The 12,345-nt window shown below is 60.1% G+C and carries 15 protein-coding genes; 11 read left to right on the top strand and 4 right to left on the bottom strand.

Annotation, left to right across the window (positions count from 1 at the left end; genetic code table 11):
- Positions 1–24 precede the first annotated feature (24 nt).
- The 4 genes from CNQ84_RS07380 to flgA form a co-directional block, all read right to left on the bottom strand.
- On the bottom strand, positions 25–774 hold the full coding sequence (locus tag CNQ84_RS07380) for a flagellar brake protein (RefSeq protein ID WP_096004250.1): 750 nt from the start codon (positions 772–774) through the stop codon (positions 25–27).
- A 68-nt stretch (positions 775–842) separates the two neighbouring features.
- The gene (locus CNQ84_RS07375; RefSeq protein WP_096004249.1) at positions 843–1,301 is read right to left on the bottom strand and encodes a flagella synthesis protein FlgN; all 459 of its coding nucleotides are present in this window, start codon (positions 1,299–1,301) and stop codon (positions 843–845) included.
- Positions 1,302–1,379: 78 nt separating this feature from the next.
- A complete protein-coding gene (gene flgM / locus CNQ84_RS07370; protein WP_096004248.1) occupies positions 1,380–1,706 on the bottom strand; it encodes a flagellar biosynthesis anti-sigma factor FlgM in 327 nt (108 codons plus the stop codon).
- 130 nt (positions 1,707–1,836) lie between these two features.
- The gene (gene flgA / locus CNQ84_RS07365; protein ID WP_096004247.1) at positions 1,837–2,547 is read right to left on the bottom strand and encodes a flagellar basal body P-ring formation chaperone FlgA; all 711 of its coding nucleotides are present in this window, start codon (positions 2,545–2,547) and stop codon (positions 1,837–1,839) included.
- A 108-nt stretch (positions 2,548–2,655) separates the two neighbouring features.
- On the opposite strand from flgA, the gene CNQ84_RS07360 reads away from it, so the two are divergent.
- From CNQ84_RS07360 to flgJ, 11 genes are all read left to right on the top strand, one after another.
- Positions 2,656–3,603 (top strand): chemotaxis protein CheV, encoded by a 948-nt coding sequence (locus tag CNQ84_RS07360; RefSeq protein WP_096004331.1) that lies wholly within the window; start codon positions 2,656–2,658, stop codon positions 3,601–3,603.
- A gap of 33 nt (positions 3,604–3,636) precedes the next feature.
- On the top strand, positions 3,637–4,464 hold the full coding sequence (locus CNQ84_RS07355; protein WP_096004246.1) for a CheR family methyltransferase: 828 nt from the start codon (positions 3,637–3,639) through the stop codon (positions 4,462–4,464).
- Between the two features lie 233 nt (positions 4,465–4,697).
- Positions 4,698–5,105 (top strand): flagellar basal body rod protein FlgB, encoded by a 408-nt coding sequence (gene flgB, locus CNQ84_RS07350; RefSeq protein ID WP_083726585.1) that lies wholly within the window; start codon positions 4,698–4,700, stop codon positions 5,103–5,105.
- Between the two features lie 2 nt (positions 5,106–5,107).
- Positions 5,108–5,548 carry a flagellar basal body rod protein FlgC gene (gene flgC, locus CNQ84_RS07345; RefSeq protein WP_096004245.1) on the top strand — a complete coding sequence of 147 codons (441 nt, stop codon included), beginning with the start codon at positions 5,108–5,110 and terminating at the stop codon, positions 5,546–5,548.
- A 17-nt stretch (positions 5,549–5,565) separates the two neighbouring features.
- Entirely contained in the window at positions 5,566–6,246 is a 681-nt protein-coding gene (flgD, locus tag CNQ84_RS07340; protein ID WP_096004244.1) for a flagellar hook assembly protein FlgD, read from the top strand.
- Positions 6,247–6,283: 37 nt separating this feature from the next.
- A complete protein-coding gene (locus CNQ84_RS07335; protein WP_096004243.1) occupies positions 6,284–7,681 on the top strand; it encodes a flagellar hook protein FlgE in 1,398 nt (465 codons plus the stop codon).
- Positions 7,682–7,876: 195 nt separating this feature from the next.
- Positions 7,877–8,614, top strand: a complete 738-nt coding sequence (gene flgF, locus CNQ84_RS07330; RefSeq protein ID WP_083726593.1) for a flagellar basal-body rod protein FlgF — start codon at positions 7,877–7,879, stop codon at positions 8,612–8,614.
- Positions 8,615–8,656: 42 nt separating this feature from the next.
- Complete coding sequence (gene flgG / locus CNQ84_RS07325) at positions 8,657–9,442, top strand: flagellar basal-body rod protein FlgG (RefSeq protein WP_083726595.1); 786 nt, start codon at positions 8,657–8,659, stop codon at positions 9,440–9,442.
- Positions 9,443–9,457: 15 nt separating this feature from the next.
- Positions 9,458–10,135 (top strand): flagellar basal body L-ring protein FlgH, encoded by a 678-nt coding sequence (gene flgH, locus CNQ84_RS07320; protein WP_096004242.1) that lies wholly within the window; start codon positions 9,458–9,460, stop codon positions 10,133–10,135.
- A gap of 13 nt (positions 10,136–10,148) precedes the next feature.
- Positions 10,149–11,249 (top strand): flagellar basal body P-ring protein FlgI, encoded by a 1,101-nt coding sequence (locus tag CNQ84_RS07315; RefSeq protein ID WP_096004241.1) that lies wholly within the window; start codon positions 10,149–10,151, stop codon positions 11,247–11,249.
- A gap of 14 nt (positions 11,250–11,263) precedes the next feature.
- Entirely contained in the window at positions 11,264–12,343 is a 1,080-nt protein-coding gene (flgJ, locus tag CNQ84_RS07310; RefSeq protein WP_096004240.1) for a flagellar assembly peptidoglycan hydrolase FlgJ, read from the top strand.
- Positions 12,344–12,345 lie beyond the last annotated feature (2 nt).

The following is a 12,345-nucleotide window of genomic DNA, read 5'->3' as shown; positions in this document are numbered from 1 at the left end:
GGTGGGTCTGAGCGTTTAGAGACCCTAGAACAGGTCTTCCTTCTCCAGACGACGGGCCTCGCGCTGCAGGTAGTTGACGAAGCGATCAATGCTGCGCTGCGCCAGCGCGCTGGGTTGCTTGAACATCAGGCCGACGTGGGTCTCGTTGGCTTCCTCTCGAAAATGCACATGGCGCACTTCGGCGGCTACTTCCACTCGCCCGGCATCGGGCAGGTTGAGGGTGGCGGGTGTATAGAGCTCGCCAGCTGTCAGGGAGCGGCTCAGATCCCCCTCCAGGCGCACCTTGCAGCCGGTAGCCGACAGGTCCATCAGGTAAGCGGTAAAACGCCGCTGGCGCTCTGGATGTGTCAGCTCGATGGCGATATCGGCTGTGCGCCGGACGCTCGCCCGAAAGGCACCGCGTTTCTGATGGTAGTGCATCTCGTCTGGTACGCCGGTGGCGTACGCCGGCGCATCTTCCAGTTGCACCTGGGTGGCGCCGGGGCAATGCCAGCGCATGTGAATACCCTCATGCCAGGCGTCGATGCGGAAGGATTCGCCCTGGCTGGCGTATCTGTCGCCCTCTCGGGGGATCATTTCATCGATCCACAGCTCGGCCTGATCGGTATCAAGCTTGACGATAAAGCTCTGAAACTTCTGGCTGCGGTCGGTAAAGGTGATGGTCAGCGGGTCGCGGCTTTGCATTAGCGTCTTGAGCAACGCCATGATTTCGACCTGGGCTCGGATTTCGCGGGGCGGCTGTGGGCCAGCTTCTTGTGAGAATAGGTTGGACACGTCTGCTACTCAGTTTTTGCAATATTTTGATAACTATACACAGCGTGCTGGCACCTTGGCATGTGTGATCAGGCTTTGGTGAGGTCGCGCGTCTGGCCGCTGCGGCTGGCGTTGCCCAGCTGGTCATATACGCCAGCACTGGGTTCGCCCTGGTTGCGCAGCAGGTCCAGCAGTGAACGGGTTGCGTGCTGACTGTGGCGGACCAGGCGGGCGTTGCGGTCGTTGGCCTGCTGGCACGCGGTCAGCGCCTGGAGGAACGCCTGATAGGCCGCGGAGAGGGCGGCGTCGTGCTGAGCGGTGATGTGGTCAGCCAGGTCGCCCAGCTGCAGCTGGTGCTGCTGGCAGTAGGATTTAATCTGCTGGTCATGACGGACCAATTGCTCGGCGTAGGGGCGTTTGGCGTCAAGAATCTGTTCCAGGTTGCCGATATCCTGACCGGTCAGGGCGTCACGCTCCTGGTCAAGCAGCGCCAGATAGGCCTGGCAGTCTTGTTCGGCTTGCTGAAAGTGCGGGTGCAAGGGGTGCATGACCTGCCTCCTGGCTGCGCGTTAATTAGATGCTGCAGCCAAGAATACAGGCACGGAGGGCGTGGTGACTACTGGCTGTCAGCCTTCCAGGTTCAGCAGCTTGTCGGCAATGCGGCTGCTGTCCGGTTTGTAGCTGCCATCGGCAATGGCTTGGCGCAGTTGGCTGACGCGCTCGCTGTCGACCTCAGGCAGGTCGCGGAGCTTCTCTTCGATCGCCTGCAGTTGCTGCGCCTGGGCGCTCAGGTTGACCGAGGAAGGAGCGTCGTTCTTTTCTGCCTGTTGCGCTGCAGTATCGGTAGTGCGATCGGTTACGGCGCCGGCTTCGCGCTTGGCGGTGGCACTGCTGGCTTGGCTGTTACGGCCGACACCATTGGCTCCGTTGGGCGAGTTGAAGTCGATGACCATGATAAATTCCTCAAGCTGTTAAATCTTCTCTAACCGTTGTAACGGCAGCGCAAAGGAAAACTTTAGGGAAAATTTGTGTGACGACGATCACAGCCCTGAAGGGCCCGAGTATACCCGTTTTGTCGGTGCATCACATGCCGGCCTCAACTTGGCCGGGCCCCGTGACGCGCGCGCGGATGACCCGGTTCGAACGGCTATTGCGCACGCGAATCTGCTCTCCCTGGGTACCGTCCTCCAACGCTTCTCCCGGCATTTTTACCGACACGCTGCTGTTGCCGGCGCTGATCACTACCTTGTCGCCACGCCGCACAATGCGGTTGTTCTCAAGCTGGGTATAGCTCAACACGCTGTCGGCCGAGACATTGCGCTTGAGTTGCATGCCAATGGCCTGGGCCGGGTCAAGCAGGTAATTGCTGCCCAGCAGGCCGGTGTCACGTTCGGCCAGGTGTACATCGTCGGCGCCAACCACGGAGCCGCGTGACAGTGGGCGGGTACTGACTACCACCGGTTGAAACAGGCTGACCTGGGCCGGCACAAACAGCCGCCAGGGGGAGGGCGCAGTGCAGCTCACGCGCACGGTGACGCGACCGACCGGTGTGGCCGGGCTTTCAAGGCTTGCGCTGAGCGCGTCGTCATTACACAGCGGCAGACGCAAACGGTGATCCAAGCGACTAAGCTGTATCTCATGACGCGCTTGCAGGCCGCTACTGGCGACATGTTCTTGTACTTGCTGTTCAAGAAAGTCGCGGGTGGCGCCGATAAGCTGATCGATGAGCGGGTTTGCGTGGAGGCTGGCGGAAAAAAAGATCGCCAATGCCGCGCACCCAGTGATAAAACGCATACAATTACCTACATTCCTGATGTGTGGTGCGTGTCGGATTGCTGTCGCTTGCAGGCAGGTCCTGCAGGAAACATGCCGCATCACCGTGTTGACGATGAGGAGCAGCCCATGGCTGGTGTGATGGATTCAGTCAATCAGCGGACGCAGCTGGTTGGGCAGAACCGACTCGAACTGCTGCTGTTTCGCCTGGCGGGCAATCAGCTGTATGGCATCAACGTTTTCAAGGTCAAGGAAGTATTGCAGTGCCCGCGTCTGACGGCCATGCCCAAACTGCACCCGGTGGTGCGGGGGGTCGCTCACATCCGCGGAGGCACCTTGCCGATCCTTGACCTCAATCGTGCGACCGGTGGCCCGGGGCTGGATAATCTGGATACCGCCTTTGTGATCATCACCGAGTATAACTACAAGGTGCAGGGTTTTCTGGTGCGTTCGGTCGAGCGCATCGTCAACATGAACTGGTCTGAAATCCATCCGCCGCCAAAGGGCACCGGCCGCGAGCACTATCTGACCGCCGTCACCCGGGTCGACAATCAGATGGTTGAGATCATCGATGTGGAGAAGGTGCTGGCCGAGGTGGTGCCGACCAACGAAAATGTCTCTGCCGGTGTGGTGGACGCTGATACCCAGGCTGAGGCTGTGGCCCGGCGGGTGCTGATCGTTGACGACTCCTCCATTGCGCGCAAGCAGGTGACGCGCTGCCTGCAGGAGGTGGGTGTCGAAATTGTGGCGCTCAACGATGGTCGGCAGGCGCTGGACTGGCTCAAGGCCCGGGCCGATGAAGGGGAAGACGTGAGTCAGAGCTTGCTGATGATGATCTCCGACATCGAAATGCCCGAGATGGACGGCTACACGCTGACCGCCGAGGTGCGTAACGATCCGCGCCTCAATCGTCTGCACATCATGCTGCACACCTCGTTGTCCGGGGTGTTCAACCAGGCGATGGTGAAAAAGGTGGGGGCGGACGATTTTCTTGCCAAATTCAAACCGGATGACCTGGCCCAGCGTGTCATCGCTCGTCTGCACCTGCTGCGTGAAGGCGGTGCTGGTGAAGGCTGACAGCTTGAACTCAACAACTACAAGGCAGACTTCGTGACTTTGGCGAATCAGGATTTTCAGCTGTTTCGGGACTTTCTGGAAAAGGCCTGTGGCATTGTGCTGGGCGACAACAAGCAGTATCTGGTCTCCAGCCGCTTGAACCGCCTGCTGGAACAGGAAGGCATTGCCAACCTCGGCGAACTGGTCAAGCGTATTCAGGCGCAGCCGCGGGGCGGGTTGCGTGAATCGGTGATCGATGCAATGACCACCAACGAAACCCTGTGGTTTCGCGATGTGTATCCTTTTGAAGTGCTCAAGACGCGGCTCATTCCCGAGTTCATCAAGCAATCGCCAGGGCAGCGCCTGCGCATTTGGTCGGCGGCCTGTTCCTCCGGGCAGGAGCCGTACTCGCTCAGCATGGCCATTGACGAGTTTGAACGGGCTAATCTGGGGCAGCTGCGCGGCGGCGCGCAGATTGTCGCAACCGACCTGTCTGGCGGCATATTGAATGCAGCCAAGAGTGCCGAGTACGATAGCCTGTCGGTAGCCCGGGGGCTGTCGCCCGAACGACTGAATCGCTATTTTGACCAAAACGGCCCTGGCCGCTGGACCGTCAAGACGCCGATTCGCAACCGGGTTGAGTTTCGCGCGATGAATCTGCTGGATAGCTACTCCATGCTCGGCAAGTTCGACTTTGTGTTTTGCCGCAATGTGCTGATCTACTTTTCGGCAGACGTGAAGAAGGACATCCTGCGCCGCATTCACGCCACACTCAAACCAGGCGGCTACTTGATGCTCGGCGCCTCCGAGGCTCTGAACGGCCTGCCCGAGCTGTACCAGATGGTGCAGTGCAGCCCGGGGATCGTCTATAAGGCGCGTTGATTCGCGCCTTGTGGTTATCCGCTTCCCCTTCCTTGTTTTCCCTCCTTGCCGCTTGCCGCTCCTGTTGCCGGCCTGCCGGTGCTATTGCCGTTTGCCGGTAAGCCTTTGCCGCTTTTCTGGCGCGCTGTTTTCTATCTCTTTGAAAAATAGATGATTTTATATTTGGCACGGTGATTGCTTTGTCATGCCCAGTGACAGCTTTTGGTCAGTTGGCCGAAATGAGGATGGGTGCGATGAGTATCAACTTTGACAATGCGTTGGGCATACACGAGCAGGCGCTGCGTTTTCGCGGTCAGCGGGCAGAAGTGCTGGCCAACAACATTGCCAACGCCGAAACCCCGAATTACAAGGCGCGAGACCTCGACTTTGCCGCCGCGCTGGCAGCGCAGCAGGGCGAAGGTGAAAGCGGCTCGCTGCCGATGGCGCGTACCGATGCCCAGCACATTGCCATCGATGGCTTGATCGACCAGGTCGCAGGGCTGCGTTACCGCAACGCACTGCAGCCGGCAGTGGATGGCAATACGGTGGACTCGGAGGTCGAGAAGGCCGCCTACACCCAGAACGCCATCGACTTCCAGGCCAGCTTCACCTTCCTCAACAGCAAGTTCAAAGGGCTGATGACAGCCATCAAGGGAGAGTAAGCATGTCCCTCGACAAGGTATTTGATATCGCCGGGTCAGGCATGAGCGCGCAGTCGCTGCGCCTGAACACGGTGGCCAGCAACATCGCCAACGCCGAGACCGTCTCCAGTAGCGTTGATGAGACCTACCGCGCGCGCAACCCGGTGTTCGCCACCATTTTCAGCAGTCAGCAGGCCACCGGTGGCTCGCTGTTCAGCCCGGATCAGCAGGCAGGCGACGGCGTGTCGGTGCTCGGCATTGTCGAGTCCGATGCCACGCTGGAGCCGCGTTACGAACCGGACCATCCGATGGCCAATGAAGACGGCTATGTGTATTACCCGAATGTGAATGTAGTCGAGGAGATGGCCAACATGATGTCGGCGTCGCGGTCCTATCAGACCAACGTGGAAGTCATGAATACCGCCAAAACCATGCTGCAGCGCGTTCTGACGCTGGGTCAGTGAGCGGAGAAAAATAGACCATGAGCATTAGCAATGTTGCAACCGGTGCCAGCGCGCTGGACCAGTATCAGATCGACTCCGACCGGTTCGCGACCGGGGATGAGTTGGGCAAGGATCAGTTTCTGGAGCTGCTGGTGGCGCAGATGAATAATCAGGATCCGCTTTCGCCGCAGGAAAACGGCGAGTTTATCGCTCAGCTGGCCCAGTTCAGCACGGTGGAGGGCATTGGCAATCTGAACACCTCGATGGAGTCGCTGCTCAGCGGCTACCAGTCATCGCAGGCGTTGCAGGCATCGTCCCTGGTTGGTCGCACGGTGATTGTGCCGGCCGATCAGGCGGTGGTGGATACCGAGGCGGGGCTGGAAGGTCAGCTGGCGCTGCAGAAGAACAGCACCAATGTGTTCGTCAACATTTATGACGATGCGGGCAGTCTGGTGAAAACCATCAACTTGGGTAGCCAGGAAGCGGGCATGCATGACTTTACCTGGGATGGTACCGACGCCAGCGGCAACCTGGCCGAGCCCGGTATCTACACCGTCGAGGCCATGGCGTCGATTGATGGCAAGAACACCCAGATGGCCACCCTGTTGCCAGCCAATGTCGACAGTGTCTCGCTGGGTGCTGGTGGTAGTGGTGAAATGCTGTTGAACGTGGCGGGCCTTGGCAGCATCAGCCTGTCCAACGTCTACGCAATCAAATAAGTGTCGTCCGACATACTGTAGGTGAGGAGATAAAACCATGGCTTTCAATATCGGCTTGAGTGGTATCCGGGCGGCAGCATCCGATCTGAATATCACTGGTAACAACATTGCCAACGCCGGCACCGTCGGCTTCAAAAGCTCGCGCGCCGAGTTTGCTGATGTGTACGCCGCGTCGGTGCTCGGTTCCGGCAGCAATGCCACCGGCAGCGGTGTGGCGCTGGCGAACGCGGCGCAACTGTTCAATCAGGGTAACATCAGCTTTACCGAGAACAGCCTGGACCTGGCTATCAACGGTAACGGCTTCTTTGTGACCAGTAACAACGGCGCGATCAGCTACACCCGTGCCGGCTATTTTGGTACTGATAGCGACGGCAACATCGTCAACAATGCCGGTGAGCGTCTGCAGGGGTTTGCGGTTAACGCGGTGACCGGTCAGATCAATCAGGGGGTGCAGACCGACCTGCGCGTCGACACCCGCTCGGCTGATCCGAATGCCACCACCGGTGTCGTGTCGACGCTGAACCTGAACTCCACTCAAACTCGTCCGACCGTCTGGACCCAGCAGTATGACGCGGCGTATGCGGCGTCCATCGCCACGGCGGCGGATCCGGCCAACCCGACGGCGGCCGAGATTGCCACTGCCGAGGCAGCTGGTCAGGCAGCGGCGGCAACCACCTTTGATCCGACCAACTCGGCCACCTACAACAGCTCTACTTCGGTCACTATTTACGACAGCCTGGGTAATTCCCATGTCATGACCAAGTACTTCGTCAAGAACGACGCCAATAGCTGGGACATGTATGTGCTGATCGATGGTCGGGATGTGCAAAGTGGTGTCGAGGCCTCTGATCCTGCCTTTGACCCAACCACCACCACGCGCTATGACGTCGACTTCAACAGCGTTGGTGAGCTGACTACCAACCAGCCCTTTACCCTGACCGGCTGGGTGCCGCTGGATAGCGAAGGTCAACCCACGGGGGCTGATTCCCCGGTCAACAACCTGACCATCAACCTGACTGGTTCGTCGCAATATGCCTCCAGTTTTGCGGTGACTGCGGTAAGCCAGGACGGTTTCACTACCGGTGAGCTGGCTGGTCTGGAAATTGACGATGCTGGTCTGCTGGTGGCCCGTTACACCAATGGCCAGACCCGGGTTCAGGGTCAGGTGGTATTGGCAACCTTTGCCAACCAGCAGGGGCTGACGCCGCTGGGTAATACCGCTTGGGCTCAGTCCTCGGCGTCGGGGGAGCCGGTGATCGGCGCGCCGACCACAGGTACCCTGGGCGGCATTCAGTCCGGTGCGCTGGAAGAGTCCAACGTGGATATTTCCGAACAGCTGATCAACCTGATCGTGGCGCAGCGTAACTACCAGGCCAACGCCAAGACCATTCAGACCGAAGATGCGGTGACCCAGGCGATCATCAACCTGCGCTAAGCGCGCAGGCGATAACGCCAACAGGGCGGCAATACCGGCAAAAGGATTTGCCGGTATTGCCGCTTTTGTTTTTTATAACCTGCTGAAAATAAACAACAAAATACTATTTTCAAGGGTTGGCATGATCTCTGCTTGATACTCCCTAAGCAAGCAAAAGCGGCAAATCCTTGTCGCGCAAACGAAGCGGAGCAGGGCATGGACAAATCCTTGTACATCTCCATGACGGGGGCCAGTCAGAACGCGTTGGCGCAGCGCTCGCACGCCAACAACCTGGCCAACCTGACTACCACCGGTTTTCGCCGTGACTTTGAGCAGGCGCGCTCCATGCCGGTCTTTGGTGACGGCTACGCCACCCGCGCCTACGCAATGACAGAGCGCCCCGGCACGGACCTGTCCTCCGGCACCATGATCGAGACCGGACGTGAACTCGACGTGGCCGTGCAGGGCGAAGGCTGGATCGCGGTGCAGGCACCGGACGGCTCTGAAGCCTACACGCGGGCGGGTAGCCTGAATATTGACGCTTTCGGCATCTTGCGTACCAGCGGCGGTTTGCCCGTGCTGGGCAACGGCGGGCCGATTGCGATTCCGCCGGCCGAGAAGATTGAGATCGGCTCGGACGGCACCATCAGTATCCGTGCGCTGGGTGAAGGCCCGGCGGTGATGGCCGAGGTTGATCGCATCAAGCTGGTCAACCCGCCAGCAGCGGCACTGGAGAAGGGCGAGGATGGCCTGATGCACACTCAGGCGGGCGAGGAGCTGGCCGATGGCGCGGTGCAGGTGGCAACCGGTTTTCTGGAGGGCAGCAACGTCAATGCGGTGGAAGAGATGACCGCCATGCTGTCGCTGGCCCGCCAGTTCGAACTGCATATCAAGATGATGCGAACCGCCGACGAGAACGCGCAGGTTACCGACCGCATTCTGCAGATGAGTTAATGCTACTGCGCGTCAATTACTCGGCGCGCGAGGAGAAAGGTGATGCTTTCAGCTCTTTGGGTCAGCAAGACAGGTCTGTCCGCCCAGGACACCATGTTGACGACCATTTCCAACAACCTGGCCAACGTCTCGACGACCGGCTTCAAGCGTGATCGTGCCGAGTTTGAAGATCTGCTGTATCAGATCAAGCGTCAGCCCGGTGGTCAGAGCACTCAGGATACCCAGCTGCCTTCAGGCCTTCAGCTGGGTACCGGGGTACGCGTGGTCGGCACCCAGAAGATCTTTACCGAGGGCACGTTGCAGACTACCGAGCAGCCGCTCGACATGGCGGTCAACGGGCGCGGCTTCTTTCAGATTCTGATGCCCGACGGCGGTATCGGTTACACCCGTGACGGCAGCTTCCATCTGGATGCCGATGGTCAGATCGTGACCTCCAACGGCTTTCCGCTGGAGCCCGGCATTGTGCTGCCCGACGACGTGCAGACCTTCACCGTGGGGGAAGACGGCACGGTCAGCATTACTACCTTCGGCAATCCGGCCGCGCAGCAGATCGGCAACATTCAGACTGCCGACTTCATCAACCCGGCGGGCCTACAGTCGATTGGCAACAACCTGTTCCTTGAGACCGCATCCAGCGGTGCGCCGCAGGCCGGCAACCCCGGTCAGAACGGCCTGGGTACGGTGTTGCAGAACACCCTGGAGAATTCCAACGTCAGCGTCGTGGAGGAGCTGGTCAACATGATCACCACCCAGCGCGCCTACGAGATGAACTCCAAGGTCATTTCCACCGCAGATCAGATGCTGCAGTACATCAGTCAGAACCTCTGACGGGAGCTTGGAATCATGATCCGTTTGTCTAAGGTGTTGATGCTGCTGGTGCCGCTCAGCCTGATTGGCTGCATGCAGGCGCCGCCGATGCGTGACGACCCGGCGTATGCGCCGGTGTTGCCGCGCACGCCGTTGCCACAGGAACTGAACAACGGCGCGATCTATCAGCCCGGCTTTGAAATGAGCCTCTACAACGACCGCAAGGCACACCGGGTCGGTGACATCATTACCATCACCCTGACCGAACGCACAGCGGCGCAGAAGAAGGCGGAAAACGAGATCGACAAGGACAGCTCGACCACCATCGCCAACCCCACCATTCTCGGCAATGCCGTCGGTTTCAAGGGGCTGGACCTGGGCGTCAGCATGTCGGGTCAGCGTGCCTTTGAAGGCAGCTCCGATGCCAATCAGAGCAACAGCCTGTCGGGTTCCATCACGGTCACTGTGGCCGAGGTGCTGCCCAACGGCATTCTGGCGATTCGCGGCGAGAAGTGGATCACCCTTAACCAGGGTGACGAGCTGATTCGCATCAGTGGTCTGGTGCGCACTGACGATATCGGGCCGGACAACACTGTGCTGTCGACCCGTGTGGCCGATGCACGCATCACCTATTCCGGCAAGGGCGCTTTTGCCGATGCCAACCAGCCCGGCTGGCTGAGTCAGTTCTTCCTCAGCCCCATGTGGCCGTTCTGACAGGAGTACTGCCATGCGCAGCCTGATTATCTGCCTCTGTCTTTGCCTTGCCAGTCCGCTGGCGCTGGCTGATCGTCTGAAGGACATCGCCAGCATTGCCGGCGTGCGCAGCAACCAGTTGATCGGTTACGGCCTGGTGGTGGGGCTGGACGGCTCGGGCGACCAGACCAGCCAGACCCCGTTTACCGTGCAGACCTTCGAGAACATGCTGACCCAGTTTGGCATCACCGTGCCGGAAGGGACCCGCATTCAGATGAAAAACGTCGCCGCGGTGGCTATCCACGCTGACCTGCCGCCGTTTTCCCGGCCTGGCCAGACCATCGATGTCACCGTGTCGTCAATTGGTAACTCCAAGAGTCTGCGCGGTGGCTCGCTGCTGATGACCCCGCTCAAGGGGATCGACGGGCAGGTCTACGCCATCGCCCAGGGCAACCTGGTAGTGGGTGGCTTTGGTGCCGAAGGCGCGGATGGCTCGCGCATTACGGTGAACATTCCGAGCGCCGGGCGTATTCCCAACGGCGCGACAGTGGAGCGTGCGGTATCCAGCCCGTTCGCCTCTGGTGATCACCTGATTTTCAATCTCAACCGCCCTGACTTCACCACTGCCAAACGGGTGGTCGATCGGATCAACGAAACCTTCGGTCCGGGCGTTGCCCAGGCGCTGGATGGCGGCTCGGTGCGCGTGCGTGCGCCGATCGACCCCAATCAGCGTGTCGACTATCTGGCGATGGTGGAAAACCTGACGGTGGAGCAGGGCAACGCTGCTGCCAAGGTGATCATCAATTCGCGCACCGGCACCATCGTCATCGGCCAGGATGTGCGCGTGCAGCCGGCAGCCGTGACCCACGGCGGCCTGACCGTGACCATCAGTGAAAACCCGCAGGTCAGTCAGCCTGGCGGAGTATTGTCTGGTGGGCAGACGGTCATTTCACCGAGTTCACAGATCAATATCGAGGAAGGCGACAGCCGCATGTTCGTATTCAATCCGGGTGTTTCGCTGGATGAAATCGTCCGTGCGGTCAACCAGGTCGGCGCTGCGCCGGGCGACCTGATGGCCATTCTTGAAGCCCTTAAGCAGGCCGGCGCCCTGAATGCCGATCTGGTCATCATCTGACCGGGGAGCACGCCATGAGCATCAGCACCAGCTACACCGACATCAACAGCGTCAGCCAGCTCAAGGCTGGCAGCGACGCCAACAGCCCGGAGAACGTGCGCAAGGTTGCGCAGCAGTTCGAGTCGCTGTTCGTCAACATGATGATCAAGAGCATGCGTGATGCCAACGCCGTGTTTGCCGAAGGTAACCCGCTGAATACCCCGCAGACCAAGTTCTATCAGGAAATGTACGACAACCAGATGGCCGTGCATCTGTCAGAGGGTCCGGGTCTGGGGTTGAGCGACGCACTTATGCGCCAGCTTTCGCCCAAGGCCGAGGCCGGCGGCACCGCTGCTGACGCGGGCGCCGGTGCGTCGGGCGCCGCTGCGCCAGCGGTGGACCAGTCCGAGCTGTTGGCGCGCCGGCGCCTGCAGATCGCCTCCGATTACAGTGCCTGGGCCGAGCGACTGGATCGCGCCGAAGCCAGCACCAGCAGCAACCAGAGCAATGACTGGCAGCCGCTGCGCGGTATTGAGGCCATGCGTCGCAGCGCATCGACCGCAGCCGCCGTAACCGGCGAGGTGGCGCAGCGCACCCGCTTTGCCAATAGCCAGGAGTTTGTCGAGACCATGCTGCCGATGGCCGAGAAGGCTGCGGCGCGCCTGGGGGTCGACCCGCATTATCTGGTCGCTCAGGCCGCGCTGGAAACCGGCTGGGGCAAGTCGGTCATTCGTCAGTCTGACGGCAGCTCCAGCCACAACCTGTTTGGTATCAAGGCCCATGGCGGCTGGCAGGGCGAGAGTGCCAACGTGGCTACTACTGAATTTCGCAACGGCGTCAGCACCCGCGAGCGGGCGGACTTTCGCAGTTACAGCTCCTGGGAGCAGAGCTTTGAGGATTATGTGAGCTTTCTGGAAACCAACGGGCGCTACAGCAAGGCGCTGAGCAGCACCGACAACCCGGATACCTTCTTCCGTGAGCTGCAGAGCGCTGGTTACGCGACCGACCCGCAGTACGCACGCAAGGTGTCGCAGATCGCCCGTCAGCTGATTGGCAGCAGCGATAGCCGTGTTGCCAGCGCTGATACCACTTCAGATAACGGCGGCAGGGCCTGAGC

It is taken from the genome of Pseudomonas abyssi, assembly GCF_002307495.1.
Taxonomy (GTDB): domain Bacteria; phylum Pseudomonadota; class Gammaproteobacteria; order Pseudomonadales; family Pseudomonadaceae; genus Halopseudomonas; species Halopseudomonas abyssi.
Note: the sequence above shows the minus strand (reverse complement) of the source record. Positions and strands in the feature narration are given on the sequence as shown.

What these genes read in the sequence shown, in the direction of transcription:
- CNQ84_RS07375 (WP_096004249.1), bottom strand. Translation starts at nt 1,301, where the DNA reads ATGCACCCCTTGCACCCGCACTTTCAGCAAGCCGAACAAGACTGCCAG.
- flgM (WP_096004248.1), bottom strand. Translation starts at nt 1,706, where the DNA reads ATGGTCATCGACTTCAACTCGCCCAACGGAGCCAATGGTGTCGGCCGT.
- flgA (WP_096004247.1), bottom strand. Translation starts at nt 2,547, where the DNA reads ATGCGTTTTATCACTGGGTGCGCGGCATTGGCGATCTTTTTTTCCGCC.
- CNQ84_RS07360 (WP_096004331.1), top strand. Translation starts at nt 2,656, where the DNA reads ATGGCTGGTGTGATGGATTCAGTCAATCAGCGGACGCAGCTGGTTGGG.
- flgB (WP_083726585.1), top strand. Translation starts at nt 4,698, where the DNA reads ATGAGTATCAACTTTGACAATGCGTTGGGCATACACGAGCAGGCGCTG.
- flgC (WP_096004245.1), top strand. Translation starts at nt 5,108, where the DNA reads ATGTCCCTCGACAAGGTATTTGATATCGCCGGGTCAGGCATGAGCGCG.
- flgD (WP_096004244.1), top strand. Translation starts at nt 5,566, where the DNA reads ATGAGCATTAGCAATGTTGCAACCGGTGCCAGCGCGCTGGACCAGTAT.
- CNQ84_RS07335 (WP_096004243.1), top strand. Translation starts at nt 6,284, where the DNA reads ATGGCTTTCAATATCGGCTTGAGTGGTATCCGGGCGGCAGCATCCGAT.
- flgF (WP_083726593.1), top strand. Translation starts at nt 7,877, where the DNA reads ATGGACAAATCCTTGTACATCTCCATGACGGGGGCCAGTCAGAACGCG.
- flgG (WP_083726595.1), top strand. Translation starts at nt 8,657, where the DNA reads ATGCTTTCAGCTCTTTGGGTCAGCAAGACAGGTCTGTCCGCCCAGGAC.
- flgH (WP_096004242.1), top strand. Translation starts at nt 9,458, where the DNA reads ATGATCCGTTTGTCTAAGGTGTTGATGCTGCTGGTGCCGCTCAGCCTG.
- CNQ84_RS07315 (WP_096004241.1), top strand. Translation starts at nt 10,149, where the DNA reads ATGCGCAGCCTGATTATCTGCCTCTGTCTTTGCCTTGCCAGTCCGCTG.
- flgJ (WP_096004240.1), top strand. Translation starts at nt 11,264, where the DNA reads ATGAGCATCAGCACCAGCTACACCGACATCAACAGCGTCAGCCAGCTC.